This is a genomic window from Nitrospirota bacterium (genome assembly GCA_016214385.1).
In the GTDB taxonomy this organism is placed as follows: domain Bacteria; phylum Nitrospirota; class Thermodesulfovibrionia; order UBA6902; family JACROP01; genus JACROP01.
Genome location: JACROP010000036.1, coordinates 1 through 21229, shown reverse-complemented (window position 1 = coordinate 21229; position 21229 = coordinate 1). Strand labels below are relative to the sequence as shown.

The following is a 21229-nucleotide window of genomic DNA, read 5'->3' as shown; positions in this document are numbered from 1 at the left end:
CCCGTATCAGAGTACGGGGTAAACTCCAGCAGGAATCCAGAATCTCTTGAATTTACAAGACTCTGGATTCCCGCTAAAAACATGCGGGAATGACACTTATGGTTATTTTAGAGTTTTTCAACAGCCTGCTGAGCCTTGACACATATTGTCTTTTTCTGATACAAGAGGTGTAAAAAACAGGGAGGTGTGAAATGGTTTACTTTTTAGCATTGTTTTTGCTTTTTTCTTTTGCCGCCCCGTCCCACGGCCAGGTGAGCGTTGGGATTTCGGTAGACGATGCAGGAAGCAGTTTTTACTTAGCAATAGGTAGCTACTATAAAGTTGAACCAGCGACAGTTGTTGTTGTTCGTGAAAGGAGGGTACCGGATGATGAGATTCCTGTTGTCTTTTTTCTGGCGCAAAGGGCAAAGGTGGATCCGGGTATAATAGTAGCCTGGCGTCTCGAGAATAAGTCCTGGATGGATATCACCATAAGGCTCGGGCTCAGCCCTGAGATATACTATGTCCCTCTTCCCAGGACTGTTGTTTTAGGCCCGCCCTATGGAAAGGCTTATGGATATTACAAAAATAAACCAAAGAAGCAATGGCATCGTATATCTCTCGAGGATAGGGATGTCATAAATCTTGTGAACTTAAGGTTTATAACCCAGCATTACGGCTATAGCCCTGAAGAAGTTATTAAATGGCGTGGCAAAGGAGAAGGATTTAGAGAAATAGCACTGAAGGCAAAAGAGAAGCACGATAAAGGCAAGGCAGGAGAGAAGGAAGAGAAGGAAAAACATAAAAAAGGCAAAGGCAAGCATAAGGAAGATTGATGCCCCAGCAGAAAATCCTTTATCAGTGTCAGAGTTGTGGCTATCAATCGCTGAAGTGGCTGGGCAAGTGCCCTGACTGCGGCGAGTGGAACAGCTTTGCAGAGGAGCGGCCAATAAAGCTTAGAGGCAGGGAAAGGGCAAGGCCATTTGTTCTCTCAGAGATATCACACGAATCTGGAATAAGGTCTTCTACAACTATTAAAGAGCTTGACAGGGTTCTGGGCGGTGGTGTTGTCTCTGGTTCTGTTGTCCTCATCGGTGGAGACCCTGGTATTGGAAAGTCCACCCTCCTTCTTCAGGCAATGAGAGGGCTTACAGGCCTTGGCAGAGTGCTTTATGTGTCAGGGGAGGAATCCCCGGAGCAGATAAAGATGAGGGCCGACAGATTGATGATTGCTTCAGGCAATATAATACTCCTGCCTGAAACTTCACTTGAGGGAATAATCGCAACTGCAGAAGAGATTGACCCACAGGTTATAGTGATAGATTCTATTCAGACGATATTTTCCCTTGAACTCCCTTCAGCCCCTGGCTCTGTGGGGCAGGTCAGGGAATGCGCAACAAAGCTAATGTTCTTTGCAAAAAAAGAAGGCATTCCACTTTTCATAATAGGGCATGTTACCAAGGAGGGTGCAATAGCAGGGCCGCGGGTCCTGGAGCACATAGTTGACACTGTACTTTATTTTGAGGGAGACAGGGGCAACCCTTTCAGGATTCTCAGGGCTGTGAAAAACAGGTTTGGCTCTACCAATGAAATCGGCGTCTTTGAGATGACAGACAGCGGTTTAAGGGAGGTTGATAACCCTTCAGAGCTCTTTCTTTCAGAAAGACCCCTGAAGGTGCCGGGCTCTGTTGTTACTGCAGGCATCGAGGGCACAAGACCTTTGCTGGTTGAGCTTCAGGCCCTTGTTACACCTTCAAACTTTGGAATGCCGAGGAGGACAACCCTCGGTGTTGACTATAACAGGGTCGGTCTCCTTCTTGCTGTCCTGGACAAAAGAATTGGGTTGCAACTTGGGAGTATGGACGTGTTTGTTAATGTTGTTGGTGGCCTCAGGATGGAAGAACCTGCCGTAGACCTCGGCATAGTGGCTGCTGTAGCCTCTTCTTTCAGGAACTCTGCCATAGAGCAAAAGACCTTTGTCACTGGCGAGGTAGGGCTTTCAGGTGAATTAAGGGCAATAAGTCAGGTTGATGTCAGGGTAAAAGAGGCTGCAAAACTCGGTTTCAGTCGGGGCATTATACCTGCTGGCAATGCTGACAGGCTTAAGGGATGTGAAATAGAAATCATTGGGGTGAAGGATGTGGAAGAAGCTCTGGAAATTCTTTTTTATTAGCCATGTCTTTATATTGCTGGGCTGTGTTCCGATGGCTGTGCCGCCGCCTGCCTATCAGAATGTTGAATTATCACTCCCAGAGGTTCTTTCAATAGCAGGTGGAGGACTTGATTCAATAAAGGCAGAGGTCAATGTAAATGCTGAAAAGGATGAGGCATCTTATGACATAGGTGGTCTTATATTTTTAAAAAGGCCAGACTGGTTACACCTCAAGCTGTATAACTTCGGCATGGTTGTTTTTGACCTTACAATCAAGGGTGACATGGTGTCTTCATCCAAACCCAATATGACGAACAGCAGGTTTAAAGAGCTCGGAATGGAGCTCTACCGTTCTATATTCTGGTTTGAAGGCCTTGAGAATGCTAATATGCGCAGGCATGAAACAGAATACATCATCCTGACACCAGATAGAGAAATACGAATAGACAGGGCTACGCTTCTTCCAAAGAGTCAGAAGGTTATCCTGAATGGCAGGAGGATAGATATCTTTTATGATGAACCGAGGAATGTCGGAACGACTCGATTCCGAGAAGGTAATCTCTGGTATCCTTCTGTGGTTAAGATAAATACGGGTAAGTATAAATTTACGCTGACGCTTAAAAAGTTTTTGCTGAATCCTGCTTCAGGGGAAGAGGGATAAGGCCGAGGTCGGTTGCAGTTGCCTCCACAATATCCTTTTCAATCGTATTTTTCCTGAGGAGAAACCCTTCAAGGAGAGAATTATCACAAACCGTGTTTATCAACCTCGGTATGCCTCTGGAGTATTTGTGGATTGTCCTGATAGCATCTGCAGTAAAAATCATCCCGTTACACCCTGCTATTTTAAGCCTGTGTCGTATATATTCCTCTGTGGTGTTTTCCTGAAATGCTTTCAACCGGTATTTAACAGCAACCCTCTGCTTCAGGGGTTCATCCAGGGACAGAAGGTTCTCAAGCTCAGGAAGGCCAAAGAAGACAAAGGTTACAAGCTTGCCTTCCTGTGTTTCCATATTTAAAAGGCCCCTGAATTCTTCCATGATTTCCCTTGACTGAAGCATCTGAACCTCATCAATAAGCACAACAGCTTTTTTGCCTTCCCCATTGATCTCCAGTAGTCTCTGATAAAGCTGTCCTAAAAGCTCCACCTTGCTGTGCCGGGCATCTTTAACTCCGATCTGCATGGCAATCTTCCTCATAAGCCAGTCCGCTGTCACAGAAGAATGGAGGATGACTAAAAGGGCGGCCTCGTATTCTTTTTCATCTAATTCATCGAGCATCCTCCTTGCGAGGGTGGTTTTACCTGTACCGATATCGCCAACAACGACCGCCAGGCCTTTCATTGTATCGACTGCATATTTTAACCTGATGAGGGCTTCTGAATGTTGTTTGCTATTATAATAGAATCTATTGTCAACTGCGTTGGAGAAAGGTTGTTCTTTCAAGCCGTAGAAATTTAAATAGTCCATCTTTTTAAGTAAGAAGTGAGAAATAAGAAATAAGAAGTGAGAAGTGAAAAGTTATAAAGACCATTTCTCATTTCCCATTTCCTATTTATCATAGATAAGATACCCTGTCTTTTCTGGATTTTGGCTTCTCCTCCTTTTCTGGGATCAGTTTTTTGAGGGAGTTTACCTTTTCAACGACATCTCTAAATTTAGCGTCCTGGCCATAAACGTCCATGTATAAAGCTAATGCCTTATTGTATTCCTGATTCTTCTCGTATGCTTCTGCAAGGTCGTATTTTACGCTGAGATAACCCTCATCAGTGGGGGAGATGGTCTGGAGGATTTTTGAGAATTCTTTGATGGCCAGGGGGTAGAGGTTTTTCTCCATATAGCAGAGACCGAGCATGCTTGAACTCTGCACAATTCTGCCGGCGTCTTTAGCCGATGTCTGAAACTCCCTGATGGCGTCATCTAAAAGTCCCATTTCCTTGTATGCAATCCCGAGATTATAATGGGTTTCATAATCCTCGGTTTCGAGTTCCTTTTCAAGTCCTTTCTTAAATTCCTGGAATATATCAATTAACTCTTTGTCTATGGTTGGTGAGATTTCCGCTTTTGGTTCCTCAGGGACCTCTATTAACTCCTCAATCGTTAACTCTTCTTTTTGCCTGAGCGGCTCCTCGATAACTTTTTCTACCGTCTCTCTGGTTTCCTCGGAACGCACAGGTAATTCCCTTTCCTCGGCCTCAGTTTTTTTGGTCCTCAGGGCATCGAGCCTCTCAATAATCTCCCTGTTTTCTGGAGTAAGGGACAGAAGTCTTTCGTAAATTTCTATTGCTTCCTGGTCCAGTCCCTGCTGTGCATAAAAATCTGCCTCAGCCAGATTCTCCTCAAATGTCCCGAATGGAGATGACAGCGTGGAGACCTCTTCAGGCACCTTTTCCTCTATCTCCTCCTCTAATGCACTGACCGGGGATGATAGCGTGGAAACTTCTTCAGGCACCTTTTCCTTTGCCTCTTTGTGTATCGGGGGCCTTATTGAAATAAGTCTGGGGTCATCAGGATTTAATCTCAGGGCTTCCTCTACGAGGGCGTTTCTTTTCTCTATGTCTCCAGCCCTCTCATAAAACCCGGCGATGTTTATGCATTCACCAATGGCTTTATCTTTATCCTCAAGTTCTATGTAGAGGTTTTTGAGTTTTGTAAGGATTTCAAGGTTCTCAGTGGCTTTCTCTTTTAATAATTCTAAGGAAGAAGCAGCTTCTTTAAGAAGGCCGTATCGTATATGCACATCTATCTCTGCGAGGGCCTCCTCAATAGATTTTTCCTCAAAGGGGGTAATCTCTGGCGGAACAACTTCCTCTCCAAGATCATGTTCGAGTCGTTTGATCTTTTTCTGGACAGTTATGTCGTCCGGGTGTAATTCCAGCACCTCTTTGTATGATTGGAGGGCATCGGTGCTGCGGTTTTGATTTTCATAAAGCTCTGCAAGGGCCTTTAACTCAGTTATTGCGGCATCGAGTTTGCCTTTGCCTTTATATATGGTTGTAAGGCGGCGCAGGACTTCTATGGGTTCGAGTGCCTTAAAATTATTAAGGAGACCTAAAGCCTCGTCCCATTGCTCTGCGAGTAATAACTCGTCAATACAGGGCAGGAGTTCTGGCCATGCATTGTCCAGCTTGCCTTCTTTAAGATAAATTGTTCCAAGGAGTTTTTTAACACCAGTATTGGTTGGATCAATCTCAATGAGCCTTGTAAGAGCCACCTTGGCGTCTTCGATATTGCCGATGTTTAATGCTGCCTGTGAATAGGCTAACAATATTTCGGGGTCGTTCGGGGAGAGGGTTTTGGCATGTTTTAAATATTCAAATGCCTGCCGCTGGTTTCTGGATTTCTCGGCGATTCTGCTCAGTCCTATAATGGCCTTAGTATTTTGAGGGTCTAAACCAATAACCCTCTGAAGGAACTCCTGTGCTTTTACGAGGTCTTCTTTTTCTGTATAGTCTTCAGCTATCTTCAAGTACTCTCTTATAGCTTCTGTTTTAAGTCCTATCTTGAAGTACAGCTCAGCCATTCTTATCTTGAGTGGAATATTCGTAGGTGAAAGCTCGAGCATTTTTGAGTATATTTCGAGGGCATTCTCAACAGCGCCAGCTTTTGTATAAATCTCTGCTGCTGTTAGATAATTTTCATTCGCATTGCCTATGAGTCCTTTTTCAGCATTCAGCTCTGCCAGGGCAATGAGGGATGTTATTTCAGCCGGGTTTATATTGAGAATTTTTTTATAAAGGGCCATGGCCTTCAGGTAGAAACCGTCTTCCCTGAAGATAGTAGCAGCTTTTGTGAATGTCTCAACCGCTTCTTTTTTTGCGTTTTTCCTGAGGTAGAGGTCGCCAACAATGTTGAAGATGTTGCCGTCAGGTGTCTCTCTCAGTAACTTTTGCCACTCAACAATGGCCTTGTCAATCTGGCCTTTTGAGGCATATTTCTGAGCATCTCTGGTAATAGCAGCCTTATCTAACACAAATCACCTCTACGAGTCGTAGACCCTACGAGTCATTGACCTGCAACCAATTGGTTTTAAACAGCTTATCACATTAAAGAGAGGGGTGTCAACCAGTTGGCAATTCTTTTAGGATTGAAAACTCTGTTAATTTCTTGGTAAAATTATAAAAAAGGGGATTTATACGGTTAAACGGGAATTAGAACTGCACAGCGAAAAAGATTTCTCTTTACTTTACGGAGGGCTGGATAAAAGTCTTAAAATACTGGAAGACCTCCTGGGCATCGAGGCGTCTACCAGAGGCAACAAGGTATTTATCCAGGGAGAAGAGGGGCCTGTAAATAAGGCAGAAAAACTTATTAGAGAATTAAAGGCTATAAGTTCTGAGGGCTATTCTATAAGGCCAGAGGATGTCAGGTATGCCTTGAAGGCCATAGATTCAGGAGAGGACACCTCTCTAAAAGAGCTGTTCCTTGATACAGTACCTGTATCCTCAAAAAAGAGATTTATTGTCCCCAGATCAGAGACCCAGCGGCGCTACATTGAAGCAATCAGAGACTATGACATGGTGGTAGGCATAGGCCCTGCCGGGACAGGCAAGACATATCTGGCAATGGCAATGGCTATAAATGCCTTTCTTAAAAAGGAGGTAAGCAGAATTATTCTCGCAAGACCTGCTGTTGAAGCAGGCGAAAGGCTTGGTTTTCTTCCCGGAGATATTTACGAGAAAGTAAATCCATATCTAAGGCCGCTCTATGACGCCCTTTTTGATATGATGGAGGCTGAGAAGGCCAATAAACTCATAGAAAGGGGAATAATCGAGATAGCACCTCTTGCCTTTATGAGAGGCAGAACACTGAATGATTCTTTTATCATCCTCGATGAGGCACAGAACACAACCATAGAGCAGATGAAGATGTACCTTACGAGACTTGGCTTTAATTCAAAGACTGTTATTACAGGCGATGTTACTCAAGTAGACCTGCCAGCGGGGAAGCTATCTGGTCTTATCGAGGCCCAGAAAATACTCAAAGATATAGAGGGGATAAAATTTATATACTTCAGTGAAAAGGATGTTGTCAGGCACAGGCTTGTTCAAGAAATAATAAAGGCATACGAGAGATATGAAAAACGGCAGTCTGAAGAATAACCATCAAATTGCAAAGCAATTTTTCTTCCAAAAGGGCATTCGTAACGAGGCACTGAAAAGACTTTCTCTCCTCATATCGTTTGCAGTTATAATTTCTGCGTCCCTTCTTGTTGGAAGCAAACCAACACTCGGCAGCACAGTGGGCCATTTTTTTGTTGCCTCTTTACTGCTTTTCATCCTTTATAAGGACTTGATGAGATACAAGCCAGCTATTGCCAAGAATTACAGGATGCTGCTCCTTATCGGCCTTCTCCTTGCGGCGAATCTTATTACGGGCAGGGTCTTTTACTATATCCTGGATGGTTATACAAGATGGCTCGGCTATATTGACCCTTCAGTGGCGGTTTATGCAATTCCCCTTGCAACAGGTGCGATGCTTGCAGCCTTACTTGTTGATATCCATGCCGCAATAGTGTTTGCTTTCATTACGGGCCTTCTTGCGGGTTTGTGGCATGGCAGCCCCCTGTACTCAATCTTTGTTTTTGTTGGAGGCATCACCGCTGCATTCAGTGTCATAAGATGCAAAAAACGTTCGGCCCTTCTGATGGCAGGGTTTTTTGTTGGCATTGTTAGCGTGGTTACAGCCCTGATGATAAGTCTCATAAGAGGGCAATTGTTTGTCATAGAGGCCCCCATTTCTATTGCCCTTGCATTTTCTAACGGTATTATAGTTGCAGCTTTAGCATCAGCACTTTTACCCCTTTATGAGCACCTCTTTAACCTCTCGACAGACATAAGCCTTCTTGAACTCCTCGACCTCAATCAACCCCTTATGCGGAATCTCCTCGTTGAGGCTCCCGGCACTTACCATCACAGTATTATAGTTGGCAATCTCGTTGAGACTGCTGCCGAGACAGTTGGGGTAAATCCGCTGTTAGCCAGGGTGAGCGCATATTATCATGATATAGGAAAGATGAGGATGCCTGAGTACTTTGTGGAGAATCAGCAGGGCCCTGTAAGCAGGCATGAAAAACTTACCCCTAATATGAGCAGCCTTATACTCATTTCCCATGTAAAGGAAGGTGTTGAACTCGCCAGGCTATATAAATTGCCTGAGGCCATAATAGATATTATCCAGCAGCATCATGGCACCTCCCTTATCACGTATTTTTATCAGAAGGCAAAGGAACAGCACGAGCCTTCAGATTCACCTATAGCTGAGGCAGATTTCAGATACCCGGGCCCCAGACCACAGACGAGGGTTGCTGCACTTGTGATGATGGCCGATGCAGTTGAGGCCGCATCGAGGGTTCTTACAGACCCTACGCCTGCAAGGATTTCTGCACTTGTAGATAAAATCATCAATCATGTCTTTCTCGATGGGCAGCTTGATGAATGTGAGCTTACACTTAAAGACCTCCAGGAGATCAAAAAACATTTCACCCATATCCTTACGGGTATATTCCACAGGCGTATTGATTATCCAGGCTTTGAAATAAGGGATGAAGATTCTAATAAGGAACCAGCAAAGACGTATAAGAGTAAGCAGGACAAAGATAGAAAGGATAGCCCGGAAGGTCCTATCTATCTTAGGACACCATACGACTGAGTTCCATCGAATCTCCCTGGAGATGTTGTTATATGCATCCCCAGGGCGGCAATGCAGGCCAGGCAGTTCGGTGTGGACTTTTATGATGAGATTTCACGTCTTCTAATTCACGGGATACTGCACCTGCTGGGTTATGAGCATGAGAGAAATAAATATCAAGCAAGAAAGATGAGAAGAATGGAGAAGGAATTACTCATTGCAATTCAAAATGCAAAATGCAAAAATCAAAATTATGGAATTCCTTAATTTTTAACTTTTAACTTTTAACTTTTAATTTATTCTATATGCCATTAAGAAAATGGATTGAAGGCGCTAATTATGCGATTGAGGGCATTCTTCATGCAGCCAAAACCCAGAAGCATCTGAGGTATCATTTCTATGCAGCAGTTTTAGTACTGCTTTTAAGTTTTATCTCAGGGATAAGCCGTTTTGAATTTATAGCTATAGCCATTGTAGTAGTCCTTGTCCTGCTTGCTGAGATGCTCAATACTGCTATAGAAGCTACTATAGACCTTATATCCAGAGAATATAACCCAAAAGCCAAAATAGCCAAGGACATAGCAGCAGGGGCGGTTCTTGTAACTGCCTCAGGGGCGGTAGTAATAGGTTTCATCATACTTTTGCCTCCTCTTAAGAATGCCTTTTATGAGGGGATAAAGGTAGCCAAACACACAGGAGAGGATATAGCTATTATTGCCCTTGTACTGGTGATTATATCTGTGATAATCACAAAGGCATATTTTGGAAAAGGACTTCCTTTAAGGGGAGGGCTGCCGAGCGGCCATGCGGCTGTTGCCTTTTCTGTCTGGGTTGCTGTTACTTTTCTGAGTGAGTCCTTCCTGCCGTCTCTGCTTGTCTTTATCCTTGCTGTCTTGATTGCTCAAAGCAGGGTGACTGTTGGGGCCCACAGACCATGGGAGGTCATCCTCGGCGCAATGGTCGGGGCAGTTGTGACCTTTTTTCTCTTTAAAATGTTTTTGTAAACAATTTAATCCTGCCTTTGCCGTGTTTCCCTCAAGAACCACATTGAAAAATCTAAAAACACTGTGTTAGCATTTTTCAATGGCCAGATCAGCTCCCTTACTTCGCCTGGAGAAATCCAAAGGTTTTTATGAGGCTATAATAAATAGTCTCCTTGATGCGATAATTCTCGTTGACCGAAAATTTAAGATCATCTTCGTGAACAGGGCTGCAGAAGAACTTATTTTCAAGGATCTTAAGGAGGTTTTTGGAAGGCCATTCAGGGATGTATTCGGAGACACCCTTGCGCCACTGATAGAAAAAAGTTTCTCAACTGAGAGGGCCCTTTCAGGTCGTGGTCTCGAACTCTCTCCAGGCAGGACTGTATCAGTGGATTTTTCTTTATCGCCATATTTTACTGACGGGACTCTTCCCGCAGGTGTTATTGTCTCTCTAAGAGAGGCATCAAAAGCTGAGCATGGAAGTTATGATTATGCCCTTGATTCTCTAAATTCAATGCTTTCATCTATAGCGCATGAGATTAAAAATCCCCTTGGAGGCATAAGGGGTGCGTCGCAACTGTTAAAGGATAAGGTAACCGACAGAGAGGGCAGTGAATGTGTGGCTTTAATTATAAAAGAAGTGGATAGGCTCAAAAAACTATTACAGGAGCTTCTCGGGCTGTCTAAGAGGTCGGTCTTTGGCCCAACAAATATCCATGAGGTTATCGAGCAAGCAGTTGTCCTTTTTAATGGTGAGATAGAGGATTCCAGCATAAAAGTGGTGAGACAATATGACCCGAGCCTTCCAAAGGTTAAAGGTGACGACAGAAAACTCCTGCAGGTCTTTTTAAACCTTTTAAAGAATGCCCTTGAGGCTATGCCCTCAGGAGGTACTATAACTATATTTACGAGGCCTTCTGATGAATATGCCCTCGAGGGAAATAAAATTACACGGTGGGCACTCATAGGAGTGAAAGATGAGGGATGCGGGATTGCCAGAGAAGAACTGAATAAAATATTTTTCCCCTTTTATACAAAGAAGGCAGGAGGCACAGGCCTTGGCCTTACTATTTCCCAGAAGATTATAAGAGACCACGGCGGCCATATAAATGTGGAGAGCATACAGGGCACAGGTGCGACCTTTAAAATATATATACCATTCTTTCCATAAGAGGACACAAGAAATATGATTACAAGTAAAACCACAGAGACACCGAGACACGGAGACACTGAGAAGTAAGAAGTGAGAAGTGAAATCATTATTAGTTCCCATTTCCTATTTCTCATTTCCCAATTTATAACTCTGTGTCTCAGTGCCTCAGTGGTTATTATTATCTCGGCAAATTATTATCTCTGTGAACTCTGTGGTTTTCTTTAATGTATTTTGGGGATTAGAAATTAGAAGTTAACAGGTTTGGAACGAATCTCTGACTGATCATGGATAAGAAAGTTCTTCTCATAGATGATGATGAGAGTATAAGCTGGGTTATTACCAGGGCCCTCAAGACAGATGGCTATGCAGTAACACCTGTAAATAATGCATCTGACGGCATAGAAGCCCTTTCTGCAGGTTACCCGTTAATTATTCTGGACCTCAAGCTACCAGATATGGATGGCCTTGAAGTTTTAAAAAAAGTTAAAGAAGTTTCTTCTGAAAGCTCTGTAATAATTATAACAGCCCACGGAGGTATGGAAGAGACTATTGAGGCAATAAAAATAGGGGCTTACGATTACCTTGAAAAACCTTTTGACATTGAAGAATTAAAAATTCTACTCGAAAAGGCAATAAAGGACAAGGCAAGGGAGGATGAGATTATAAAACTCAGACAGGCAGTCTCATCTAAATACAGGGCGCCATCGATGATTGGTACGAGCGCTCCTATGTTGACTGTCTTTAAAACCATTGGAAAGGTGGCTCCAAAAGACGTTACAGTGTTGATTACTGGAGAAAGCGGCACAGGGAAAGAGCTTGTGGCAAAGGCCATCCATTACAATAGCCCAAGGACTTCCGGGCATTTTATTGCATTAAATTCTGCATCTATTCCCAGAGACCTCCTGGAAGCTGAACTCTTTGGCTACGAGAAGGGCGCTTTTACAGGGGCTGTTGAACGGAAGTGTGGAAAACTTGAGGCTGCGGATGGTGGAACTCTTTTCCTCGATGAAATAGGTGAGATGGCGCCAGGGCTGCAGGCCAAATTTCTCAGGGTACTTGAGGAGCATGAAGTCACTCCCCTCGGTGGGAACAAACCTGTGAGAATCAATGTCCGTATAATAGGCGCGACCAATAAAGATTTAGAGGAAACAGTGAGAAAGGGAAGTTTCAGGGAGGACCTTTTCTATAGATTCAATGTAGTTCAGATAAAACTCCCTCCCCTCAGGGATAGGCGGGAGGATATTCTACCTCTTGCCAGGCATTTTATCCGTCTATCTGAAGAACAGATCAATACTGGCCCGAAGGAGCTTTCAAAAGAAGTAGAAGATTATCTGATGGAATATGGGTGGCCTGGCAATGTCAGGGAGCTTGAAAACTCGGTTAAGAGGGCATGCCTGCTTTCTCAAGGGCCGGTATTAAAAATTGAGGACTTTGACCTCAGCCGCAGAGAGGTAAAATCTATAAGCGGCTTTCTTGAAGAGAAACTAAAAGGCTTTATGCGGGGAATAAAGACATTTGAAGAATTTAATCTCTATGACACAGTTATTTCAGAGGTTGAAAAGGCCCTCATATCAATGGTTCTCAGAGAGACAAAAGGGAATCAGATAAAGGCGTCGAAACTTCTTGGTATTAACCGTAATACCTTAAGAAAGAAAATAAACGAGCTCAGGATTAAATGGGATTAATTGTCACTATGGCCTCCTCTTTTGGTACCCTTGGCGGTGGCGAGGGTATATAAGCAGGATAACCTACCGGCACCAGGGCTATTGGCCTGAGATTTCCAGGCATGTCAAGAATCTCAATAACTTCCTTTTCATCAAAGGCGCCGACCCAGACACTTCCGAGGCCTGCCTCATGGGCTACCAGCATCATGCCCATAATACTTGCAGCCACATCCTGTATTGCATAAAGTCCTGTCCCCCTTTCGCCATAATACTGTCTTATCCTGGTATCAAGGCATCCAACAATAACAAGGGGAGCCGTTGCTATAAAATTCTGCCCGTGGGCTGCGGAGGCGAGTTTTTCTTTTATTTCCCTGTTAAAGACAAAATAAAACTTCCTGCTTTGAAGGTTGCCGGCGCTTGGTGCCCAGATAAGGGAATCTTTAATGCCCTCAAGAATTGTTTCTGGAATTTCTTTTGGAAGAAACTTTCTTATACTCCGTCTCTCTTTTACAACATCCAGAATTTTCATCTTTTTCCTCCTGTTTTCTGATGAACCACAGAGAACACAGAGGGTGTTAAATAATAGTAAACAGTAGGGGCGGGGTAACCCCGTCCTACATCTGACACTGACACTAAACACTGACACCAAAATCTCTGTGAACTCTGTGGCTTATTTTCATAGTTTGAGAAGGGTAAGACCTAACGATGGGTCAAATTCCCTGACTGCATTGACCCCCGCAATCTCTATTATTACAGCCTCAAGCACGAGAAATGTCTCTGATTTTTCCCTTAGACAGCCGACCTTAACCATATCTTTTTTCCCGAATGCGCCATGGAAATGGACCTTTGGCTCCTCTGCCTGCCAGAATATTGTGCCAAAGCCAGTAACCTCGTGACTCTCTCCAAGTTCCTTCCACACAGGCGTTGGCGGAAGTTCATCCTTTTCAGGGCCAACTACAATCCTTCCCTTACGCATACCTCCAACCAGATAAAACACCGCTGCCCTTATGTTCTCCCTTTTTGCAACATCAACAAGATTGCCAAGCACATCCTCTCTATCCTCAAACCTTGCTACAACAACCCTTCCCGGCTTTCCAACCTGATATTTCATAATACCTCCGTTTTCAGCTAATAACTAAAATACCTCGCCAGCCTTCTTATTGCCTCCATCTTCTCCTGATTCCCGAGTTTCGAAGACTGGATGGCCTTTTTCATAAATGGTAGGCGATGCTGGTTTCGAACCAGCGACCTCTGCCGTGTGAAGGCAGCGCTCTCCCCCTGAGCTAATCGCCCGATAAAAAATTATAATAGATAAGCTTTTTAGGAGTCAACCAAATGATAAAGGCTCAAGTGTCAGAAATTTTTACACTACCCTCAGATTTCAAAGAGGATAATCATTGTAATACTTGGTTCAAAGATAGACAATATGTCTCATAGATTGTTAAGTAAATCTAACACTTTATGTTTGGGTCTAAACAGGACATAGTGGGTCTGGATATTGGCTCCAGGCATATCAAAGCAATTCAGCTTAAAGAGATGAATGGTAGTTACCAGCTCGAACGGTTCGGGATAGCCCCTTTACTGCCGGAGCTGATAGTAGACGGCTCGATTTTAGATTCTCCGAGGGTGGTAGAGACAATAAAGGGCGTTATTAGAGAGGCAAAAATAAAAGCGAAAGATGTAGCTGTTGCTGTTGCAGGGCATGCCTCTGTAATCATAAAACGAGTTTCTTTGCCTGAAATGTCAGAGGAAGAACTAAGCGAGTCTATAAAATTTGAGGCAGAGCAGTACGTACCTTTTGATATAGAGGATGTAAATCTTGATTTCCAGATATTAGGGCCGAGGGAAGAGACAGGCCAGATGGATGTCCTTATAGTTGCAGTCAAGAAAGACAGGATAAATGAATATGTCTCTGTTGTCAGAGAAGCAGGCCTGAACCCTGCAATTGTAGATGTCGGTGCCTTTGCCCTCGAGAATATGTATGAAATTAATTATGAAATTGAGGGAGGTAAAAATATTGCCCTTGTCAATGTTGGGGCGAGCTCTATAAATATAAATATATTGAAAGGGGGTATTTCTGTTTTTACAAGAGACAGTTCTCTTGGTGGAAACCTCCATACCGAGGCCCTTCAGAAGGAGTTTTCTATATCCTACGATGATGCCGAAAGGCTGAAACGTGGTGGAACCATAGGTGGAATTTCAGAAGATGATGTATCTTCTGTTCTGATAGCTGCCTCTGAGGACATAATCGTAGAGATATCCAGATCTTTCGACTATTTTAAAGGGACAACATCCCAGGAAGATATTCATGAAATTGTTCTTTGTGGAGGTTGCGCACTGCTTAAAGGTTTCCCTGATCTTTTATCAGAGAGGCTTGGCATCAGGGTCAAAATAGTAGACCCCTTTAAAAATATACAGGTACCAGCCAGTCTCGATAAAGGATACTTGAAAGATGTCGGGCCTATTGCAGCGGTTGCTGTTGGCCTGGCTCTCAGGATGATTGGAGACAGATGATAAAAATAAACCTCCTACCGGTAAAACGTAAGAAAAAACCAAAGCCTATCTCAGCTCTATTCTTTTCAGGTGTTTTTATATCTATTTTAGCTGTTTTAGTCATCGGGTATTTATTTTTCTACTACACGAACAAGGTGTCTGAACTTAAAGCACAAAAGGCAGCAAAAGAGAGTAAAATAGTTGAACTTAAAGCAAAGATAAAAGAAGTTGAAAATTACGAGAAAGACAATAAAGTCTACGAAGAGAAGAAAAATATTATTGAACTATTAAAGAGAAAACAAAATGCTCCGCTGAGATTACTCGATGAGGTAAGTGCCATGCTGCCGAAAGGGGTCTGGCTTACTTCATTGGTAGAGACAGGAGGGGCAGTAAATCTGGAAGGTTATGCATTTACGAATTCAGACCTTGTAGGCTATGTTGATAATTTAAAAGGCTCCAAATATCTTACTGATGTTGCCTTGCTCGAATCAAAACAGGCAACAATTGAGAATGCTACTGTGTATCAGTTTAAAATGACGCTTAAGGTCAAGGTGTGACATGGCACTTAATTTAGACATAAAGGGCGCCCCGCCAGCCGTAAAAATAATACTGGCATTTTTACCTGCTGTGATATTAACCGTAGCGTTTTATTTTGTTGTTTATTCTCCAAAAAGCAAAGAAATAACAACGCTGAATGCTGCCATTACAAAACTTGATAAGGAGATTTTAGACAGCGAGGTCAAAGTAAGGAGGCTGGATGCCCTTAAGGCAGAGAATGAAAGGCTAAAGGCAAGGCTGAAGGAGTTACAGGAGCAACTCCCTGAGGAAAAGGAAGTCTCTGGGCTCCTCAAACAGGTATCAGACCTGGGTCTCGAATCAGGCCTTGAAATCCTTTTATGGAAGCCTGGGGCAAAAAAAGCTGACCCGAGCGGACTTTATATGGAAATACCTGTTAGCGTTGAGCTTGTGGGCGACTATCATAACCTCGGTGTATTCTTCAGTCATGTAAGCAGGTTGAAACGTATTGTAAATATATCAAATATAAAATTAGGCGCGCCGAAGGCTAAAAAGGGTACTTACCATATGGGAATCACCTGTACAGCCACTACATTTTCTTCTTTAAAAGAGGAAGAAAAACCAGCGGAGAAACCAGGTGCAAAACCAAAACCCGCAGCGCCAAAACCTGGAGCAGCAAAAAAATGACGAAATTACTTACGGTCTTGATTGTTACCTTTTTTGCTTTTTCTTTTCTTGGCGGTTGTAAGAAAGAGCCTCCAAAGGCTCCTCCAAAACCAGCCAAGGTCGAAAAGGCAGAGGTGAAGGAGCAGGTTCAGGAAGCCCCAAAACCTGAGGAACAGGGCTATGTATACGAGTCGAAGGGTAGGCGCGATCCCTTTGTTCCGCTTATAGAAGTTAAAAAGGGGAAAGAAAAGAAACTAAGGGGGACAGGTTTAGAGAGTTATGATATAGCCGATTTTAAGTTGATAGCTACTGCCTGGGATAAAAATCAATATTATGCGCTACTGCTTGCCCCTGATAAAAAGGCATACACCGTTAGAGTAGGTACAACCCTTGGCCTTCATATGGGCAAAGTGAAGAAAATATCACAGGACAGGGTAACAATACAGGAAACTGCAAAGAATTATAAAGGAGAACTAAAACCGAGAGAGATAATTTTAAAGCTCCGTAAGGAGGAGGGAGAATGAAGACTTTAAAAATAAGTATTATCTTGTTATCATTTATTGTTGCCTTAGGATATGCGGCATCCACCACTCCTCAGGAAACAACCAAAAACCCGACTATAACCAATATAAGTGTCAATGAAAAAGCCGGCTTTACAGAAGTCGTGATAGAGAGCGATTCTCCGTTCACTTATACAATATACAAACCATCGGATCCGTATAAAGTGGTGGTAGAACTTAATAACACAGACCCCGGTAAATTTACTGATAAAATTGTTGCTGACAGAGGTGCAGTTGCAGAAATAATACCTACCAAGGTTGAAGGTCCTCAGAGTTCTGCAAGATTTGATATTACCCTCACAGCACCTGCTGAAGTTAAACCTCTTTTGGAGGGAAATTCCTTGATTCTTTCGATTCCAAGCACACCTGTTGCTGCTGAGGAAAAAGAACAACCCCAGGTAGTTGCTGAGAAGCCTGTAGAGGAGCCAAAGGCCGAGAAACCATCAGAGGAAGAAAAACCTGTTTCTACACCGGAGAAAAAGGAGGAAATTCCCCTTAAAGATGCAACGGCAATAAATAATATCGAGGTCAGCAAATCTGACGGTCAGGTTCTGGTTTTGATAAGCGGAGACGGGAAAATGTCTCCCAAGGTCTTTCAGGCTAAAGGTAACCGCTTAGTGATTGATATACCTAAGGTTTCTACACAGGTTAAATCGCTCAAGGTGTATGAGCCGCCGGTTGCAGGGATAAGGGTTGGCAAACACCCTGACAAGACAAGGATTGTGCTTGACCTGACAGAAGCATCTAAGTTCGATATCTCATCAAAAAATTCTCAGATTGTAGTTGCCTTTGGAAAACCTGCGACTGTAGTAGCAAAGGCAGAAAAGCCTGCAGTTGAAGAAAAGATGCCTTTGAATTCGCCCAAGGCCAAACCTGAGACTGAAGTTCTTACACCTGGAAAATATACAGGTAGAAAAATATCTCTCGACTTTCAGGACGCAGACCTTGTCCATATCTTCAGACTGATTGCAGATGTAAGTGGCTATAATATAGTGGTAAGCCCTGACGTCAAAGGAAAGTTTTCCATGAGGCTGATGAATGTTCCCTGGGATCATGCCCTTGACATAATTTTAAGAAATTATGGCCTGTCCAAGACCGTAGATGGGAATATAATTCGGATAGCTCCGACATCAGTCTTTGCCAAGGAGAGGGACGAGATAGCCAAGGCAGAAGAAGCAAAGATAAAGGCAGAAGAGCTTGTGACAAAGGTTTACACTGTTAACTATGCTGATCCTGATAAGGTCAGGGAGTCTATTGATAAGGCTAAGATATTAACTACGCGAGGTAATGTGAGCATTGATAAAAGGACAAACACCCTTATTATAAAGGATATCGAAGGCAGGCACCAAGAGTATGAGAAATTTATTAGGACTCTCGATTTAGCAACGCCACAGGTAGTAATCGATGCAAAAATTGTTGAGGTGGACACAAAATTCGTAAAAGAACTCGGTATTCAGTGGGGTGCCTGGTATCAAAATGGTGATGTCCTGGTATACGGTGGCGCTACAAAAAAGAAATCAACTGATACAACAGCCGATGCCTTAACAGGTGGAGTTGGATATACGGGGACCGCATTCAATGTTAATCTCCCGGCTGCAGTGGGCGCTGGTTCAGGTGGGGCATTAGGTTTAGGCCTATCAGCAGGTAAATTCCTCCTCGATTGGCAGATTTCAGCGCTTGAGGGTTCTGGCAAAGGCAAGATAATATCAAATCCGAGGATAATGACCCTTGATAATGAAAAGGCTACTATTCAACAGGGCAAGAAAATACCTTATCAGACAACTTCTGCTGAAGGTACAAAGACAGAGTTTGTCGATGCGACGCTGGAACTTACAGTTACTCCCCATATAACCCCAGAGGGTACTGTTCTGATGAAGATAGAAACAAAGAAAAATGAAGCAGATTTTTCAAGGGGAACCCCACCAGCTATCGATGTTAAAGAGGCAAAAACACAGGTTTTAGTTAGAGATAATGATACAGTTGTGATTGGAGGAATTTTTAAGAATACAAAATCGAACAGTGTGGATGGTGTCCCTCTTCTTTCCAAAATCCCTGTTTTAGGCTGGCTTTTCAAGAAAGAAAGGGATGAAGACAGTACAAGCGAGCTTCTCATATTTATAACTCCGAGGATTGTTAAGAAAACTTAAAGACAAGTTAAAAGTTGGAAGATAAGCGGGGTTTTCTAAAACCCCGCGAGCTAACTAAACATTTTTAAAATAAATTTTAAACCATTAAGGGCGGAAAAATGCCCGCCCCTACAATAACTTCTAAACTTTTAACTCAAAAACAATTTCTGCATGCCAGAAAAATTGAGATACCTCACCTCGGGCGAGTCCCATGGGTGTGCCCTTATCTGTATTATTGAAGGCATTCCATCTGGTTTGAGTATACCCCCGCAAATTATAAATAAAGACCTTGCAAGGCGCCAGAAGGGCTACGGCCGCGGGGGCAGGATGAAGATAGAGGCGGATACAGTAAAGATAATTTCTGGCGTCCACTGGGGCAAAACAATTGGCTCACCTATTGCCCTTCTAATTGAAAACAAAGACTGGCCTAACTGGGATAAAGCCATGTCACCTCTCGAGGAAGATAAAAACTCACTCCCTCATGTAACAAGGCCAAGGCCAGGACACGCTGACCTCTCTGGTGCCTTGAAGTATGGACACAGGGATATAAGAGACGTCCTTGAACGCTCAAGTGCAAGGGAGACTGCTGCAAGGGTAGCTCTCGGGGCAGTGGCAAAGAAATTTCTGTCAGAGTTTAATATCAAAATTATAAGCCATGTAATCGAAATAGGTGGAGTCAGCAGTCAGCAGTCAGTAGGGGCGAGGCGATACCTCGCCCCTCTTCCTGGGCGAGCCGACTATTTATTATCGCTTTTTGATAAGGCAGAGGTTTCTCCTGTGAGATGTGCGGATAAAATGGCTGAGAAAAAAATAATTGCTAAAATTGATAAGGCAAGAGCAAAGGGAGATACTCTCGGCGGGATTTTTGAAATTATTGCCTTTGGGGTGCCACCTGGCCTTGGAAGTTATATTCAGTGGGACAGGAGGCTAAATGCAAGGCTTGCCTATGCACTGATGGGTATTCAGGCAATAAAGGGTGTTGAGATTGGCCTTGGCTTTGAGATGGCAGGCCATTTTGGCTCTGAGGTGATGGACGAGATTTTTTATGACCGTTCACGGTTCACGGTTCACGGTTCACTGTTTTATCGAAAGACTAACAATGCTGGAGGGATTGAGGGTGGAATAAGCAATGGTATGCCAATAGTTATCAAAGCTGCTATGAAACCAATCCCGACATTGAAAAAGCCTCTTCAATCCGTAGATATTATCAGTAAAAAACCTTTTAAAGCAGCATATGAGAGGTCAGATGTTTGTGCTGTGCCAGCGGCATCTGTAATTGGCGAGGCTGTGACAGCCCTCGTAATTGCTGAGTGTTTTCTTGAGAAGTTTGGCGGTGATAGCATGGGTGAAGTAAAAAGAAACTATGAGGGTTATCTTAAGCAGATCAGGGAATTCTGAGGGTATTTTAAGGTGAAGATTGTCCTTACAGGTTTTATGGGGTCTGGTAAGACTTCTGTTGGCCAGGAACTCAGCAGGAGATTGGGCTACCCATTACTGGACACAGACCTTCTTATAGAAGAGAAAGAGGGGATGCCAATCTCTCTTATCTTTAAGAAAAAGGGTGAAGACTATTTCAGGTCAGTGGAACGTTTAGTTGTTGAAGATGTCTCAAAACAGGACAGAACCGTTATTGCAACAGGAGGGGGCATAGTCAAGGATAAAAGGAATGTTGAAAACCTGAGTCAAAGAGGAATTATTGTATGGCTTAAGACCGACCCGGAAGTAATACTTCGAAGGACAATGTCAGAAGGGGGTAAGAGACCACTTCTTGACGTTAAAGAACCCCTGATAGAGATTAACAGGCTGCTCGCTGAAAGAGAACCGCTTTATGAGCAGGCTGATATAGTGGTTGATACGAGCTTTATCGCGCCTGGAGAGGCAGCACAGGAAATCATTGAAATGCTTGCCCTTGAATCAGAAGTAACAGTTAGTCTCAAGGAAAGAAGCTATAGCATTTTAATAGGCAGAAAGACTTTAAATAAACTCGGCGTTAGAGTTAAGGAATTCAGGCCCTCAAAAGTGGCAGTTATAACCAACCCCACGGTATGGGCATTTTATGGCGATGCCTGTGCACGCGCCCTGAAAGAACATTCGATGAAGCCACTTGTTGTTACAGTCCCTGATGGAGAGGAATATAAAGAGCTATTATGGGTGTCGAATATATATTCTGAGCTACTTAAGGCAAGGTTTGACAGAAGCTCGATTCTTATTGCCCTTGGAGGAGGGGTCATAGGAGATATGGCTGGCTTTGTGGCTGCAACTTACATGAGGGGAATACGGTATATCCAGGTTCCAACCACCCTTCTTGCAC

At 43.4% G+C, this 21229-nt stretch carries 20 protein-coding genes and 1 tRNA gene; 16 read left to right on the top strand and 5 right to left on the bottom strand.

What is annotated here, in order from left to right:
* Positions 1–191: 191 nt before the first annotated feature.
* Genes HZC12_02460 through HZC12_02450 form a run of 3 tightly spaced genes read left to right on the top strand, consistent with a single transcriptional unit; the run spans position 192 to position 2792 of the window.
* A complete protein-coding gene (locus tag HZC12_02460; protein MBI5025592.1) occupies positions 192–815 on the top strand; it encodes a hypothetical protein in 624 nt (207 codons plus the stop codon).
* Positions 815–2152: a DNA repair protein RadA gene (radA, locus tag HZC12_02455; GenBank protein ID MBI5025591.1), complete on the top strand. Its 1338-nt coding sequence runs from the start codon at positions 815–817 to the stop codon at positions 2150–2152. The genes HZC12_02460 and radA overlap by 1 nt, the downstream gene beginning before the upstream one ends.
* On the top strand, positions 2118–2792 hold the full coding sequence (locus HZC12_02450; GenBank protein ID MBI5025590.1) for a hypothetical protein: 675 nt from the start codon (positions 2118–2120) through the stop codon (positions 2790–2792). Before radA ends, HZC12_02450 begins: the two co-directional genes overlap by 35 nt.
* On the opposite strand, the gene HZC12_02445 is transcribed toward HZC12_02450, so the two are convergent.
* Complete coding sequence (locus HZC12_02445) at positions 2749–3597, bottom strand: AAA family ATPase (protein MBI5025589.1); 849 nt, start codon at positions 3595–3597, stop codon at positions 2749–2751. The two genes, HZC12_02450 and HZC12_02445, sit on opposite strands and share 44 nt — an antisense overlap.
* Before the next feature lie 88 nt (positions 3598–3685).
* The gene (locus tag HZC12_02440) at positions 3686–6100 is read right to left on the bottom strand and encodes a tetratricopeptide repeat protein (protein MBI5025588.1); all 2415 of its coding nucleotides are present in this window, start codon (positions 6098–6100) and stop codon (positions 3686–3688) included.
* 223 nt (positions 6101–6323) lie between these two features.
* Here HZC12_02440 and HZC12_02435 point away from each other — a divergent pair, with 223 nt between their 5' ends.
* From HZC12_02435 to HZC12_02410, 6 genes are all read left to right on the top strand, one after another.
* On the top strand, positions 6324–7229 hold the full coding sequence (locus tag HZC12_02435) for a PhoH family protein (protein MBI5025587.1): 906 nt from the start codon (positions 6324–6326) through the stop codon (positions 7227–7229).
* The gene (locus HZC12_02430) at positions 7204–8778 is read left to right on the top strand and encodes an HDIG domain-containing protein (GenBank protein ID MBI5025586.1); all 1575 of its coding nucleotides are present in this window, start codon (positions 7204–7206) and stop codon (positions 8776–8778) included. Before HZC12_02435 ends, HZC12_02430 begins: the two co-directional genes overlap by 26 nt.
* Positions 8779–8829: 51 nt before the next feature.
* Positions 8830–9024: an rRNA maturation RNase YbeY gene (gene ybeY / locus HZC12_02425; protein ID MBI5025585.1), complete on the top strand. Its 195-nt coding sequence runs from the start codon at positions 8830–8832 to the stop codon at positions 9022–9024.
* A 38-nt stretch (positions 9025–9062) separates the two neighbouring features.
* A complete protein-coding gene (locus tag HZC12_02420) occupies positions 9063–9761 on the top strand; it encodes a diacylglycerol kinase (GenBank protein ID MBI5025584.1) in 699 nt (232 codons plus the stop codon).
* A 79-nt stretch (positions 9762–9840) separates the two neighbouring features.
* Complete coding sequence (locus HZC12_02415) at positions 9841–10911, top strand: PAS domain-containing protein (GenBank protein MBI5025583.1); 1071 nt, start codon at positions 9841–9843, stop codon at positions 10909–10911.
* 263 nt (positions 10912–11174) lie between these two features.
* Positions 11175–12578, top strand: a complete 1404-nt coding sequence (locus HZC12_02410) for a sigma-54-dependent Fis family transcriptional regulator (GenBank protein ID MBI5025582.1) — start codon at positions 11175–11177, stop codon at positions 12576–12578.
* Here HZC12_02410 and HZC12_02405 read toward each other — a convergent pair.
* The 3 genes from HZC12_02405 to HZC12_02395 form a co-directional block, all read right to left on the bottom strand.
* The gene (locus HZC12_02405; GenBank protein MBI5025581.1) at positions 12565–13086 is read right to left on the bottom strand and encodes a nitroreductase family protein; all 522 of its coding nucleotides are present in this window, start codon (positions 13084–13086) and stop codon (positions 12565–12567) included. The genes HZC12_02410 and HZC12_02405 overlap by 14 nt on opposite strands.
* Positions 13087–13233: 147 nt before the next feature.
* On the bottom strand, positions 13234–13668 hold the full coding sequence (locus HZC12_02400; GenBank protein MBI5025580.1) for a DUF296 domain-containing protein: 435 nt from the start codon (positions 13666–13668) through the stop codon (positions 13234–13236).
* A gap of 107 nt (positions 13669–13775) precedes the next feature.
* Positions 13776–13850 (bottom strand) — tRNA-Val (locus tag HZC12_02395).
* A gap of 168 nt (positions 13851–14018) precedes the next feature.
* On the opposite strand from HZC12_02395, the gene pilM reads away from it, so the two are divergent.
* The 7 genes from pilM to HZC12_02360 all read left to right on the top strand — a co-directional run.
* Positions 14019–15071 carry a type IV pilus assembly protein PilM gene (gene pilM, locus HZC12_02390; GenBank protein MBI5025579.1) on the top strand — a complete coding sequence of 351 codons (1053 nt, stop codon included), beginning with the start codon at positions 14019–14021 and terminating at the stop codon, positions 15069–15071.
* A complete protein-coding gene (locus HZC12_02385; GenBank protein ID MBI5025578.1) occupies positions 15068–15607 on the top strand; it encodes a PilN domain-containing protein in 540 nt (179 codons plus the stop codon). Before pilM ends, HZC12_02385 begins: the two co-directional genes overlap by 4 nt.
* Before the next feature lies 1 nt (position 15608).
* Positions 15609–16253, top strand: a complete 645-nt coding sequence (pilO, locus tag HZC12_02380; protein MBI5025577.1) for a type 4a pilus biogenesis protein PilO — start codon at positions 15609–15611, stop codon at positions 16251–16253.
* Positions 16250–16756 (top strand): pilus assembly protein PilP, encoded by a 507-nt coding sequence (locus HZC12_02375; protein ID MBI5025576.1) that lies wholly within the window; start codon positions 16250–16252, stop codon positions 16754–16756. The genes pilO and HZC12_02375 overlap by 4 nt, the downstream gene beginning before the upstream one ends.
* Positions 16753–18939 (top strand): type IV pilus secretin PilQ, encoded by a 2187-nt coding sequence (gene pilQ / locus HZC12_02370; protein ID MBI5025575.1) that lies wholly within the window; start codon positions 16753–16755, stop codon positions 18937–18939. Before HZC12_02375 ends, pilQ begins: the two co-directional genes overlap by 4 nt.
* A 150-nt stretch (positions 18940–19089) precedes the next feature.
* A complete protein-coding gene (gene aroC / locus HZC12_02365; protein ID MBI5025574.1) occupies positions 19090–20316 on the top strand; it encodes a chorismate synthase in 1227 nt (408 codons plus the stop codon).
* A 12-nt stretch (positions 20317–20328) separates the two neighbouring features.
* A partial coding sequence (locus HZC12_02360; GenBank protein ID MBI5025573.1) for an iron-containing alcohol dehydrogenase occupies positions 20329–21229 on the top strand: 901 nt, incomplete at its 3' end.

What these genes read in the sequence shown, in the direction of transcription:
- HZC12_02385 (MBI5025578.1), top strand. Translation starts at nt 15,068, where the DNA reads ATGATAAAAATAAACCTCCTACCGGTAAAACGTAAGAAAAAACCAAAG.
- HZC12_02375 (MBI5025576.1), top strand. Translation starts at nt 16,250, where the DNA reads ATGACGAAATTACTTACGGTCTTGATTGTTACCTTTTTTGCTTTTTCT.
- aroC (MBI5025574.1), top strand. Translation starts at nt 19,090, where the DNA reads ATGCCAGAAAAATTGAGATACCTCACCTCGGGCGAGTCCCATGGGTGT.
- HZC12_02400 (MBI5025580.1), bottom strand. Translation starts at nt 13,668, where the DNA reads ATGAAATATCAGGTTGGAAAGCCGGGAAGGGTTGTTGTAGCAAGGTTT.
- HZC12_02405 (MBI5025581.1), bottom strand. Translation starts at nt 13,086, where the DNA reads ATGAAAATTCTGGATGTTGTAAAAGAGAGACGGAGTATAAGAAAGTTT.
- radA (MBI5025591.1), top strand. Translation starts at nt 815, where the DNA reads ATGCCCCAGCAGAAAATCCTTTATCAGTGTCAGAGTTGTGGCTATCAA.
- HZC12_02415 (MBI5025583.1), top strand. Translation starts at nt 9,841, where the DNA reads ATGGCCAGATCAGCTCCCTTACTTCGCCTGGAGAAATCCAAAGGTTTT.
- pilM (MBI5025579.1), top strand. Translation starts at nt 14,019, where the DNA reads ATGTTTGGGTCTAAACAGGACATAGTGGGTCTGGATATTGGCTCCAGG.
- HZC12_02450 (MBI5025590.1), top strand. Translation starts at nt 2,118, where the DNA reads ATGTGGAAGAAGCTCTGGAAATTCTTTTTTATTAGCCATGTCTTTATA.
- HZC12_02420 (MBI5025584.1), top strand. Translation starts at nt 9,063, where the DNA reads ATGCCATTAAGAAAATGGATTGAAGGCGCTAATTATGCGATTGAGGGC.
- HZC12_02445 (MBI5025589.1), bottom strand. Translation starts at nt 3,597, where the DNA reads ATGGACTATTTAAATTTCTACGGCTTGAAAGAACAACCTTTCTCCAAC.
- ybeY (MBI5025585.1), top strand. Translation starts at nt 8,830, where the DNA reads ATGCAGGCCAGGCAGTTCGGTGTGGACTTTTATGATGAGATTTCACGT.
- pilQ (MBI5025575.1), top strand. Translation starts at nt 16,753, where the DNA reads ATGAAGACTTTAAAAATAAGTATTATCTTGTTATCATTTATTGTTGCC.
- HZC12_02430 (MBI5025586.1), top strand. Translation starts at nt 7,204, where the DNA reads ATGAAAAACGGCAGTCTGAAGAATAACCATCAAATTGCAAAGCAATTT.
- HZC12_02460 (MBI5025592.1), top strand. Translation starts at nt 192, where the DNA reads ATGGTTTACTTTTTAGCATTGTTTTTGCTTTTTTCTTTTGCCGCCCCG.
- pilO (MBI5025577.1), top strand. Translation starts at nt 15,609, where the DNA reads ATGGCACTTAATTTAGACATAAAGGGCGCCCCGCCAGCCGTAAAAATA.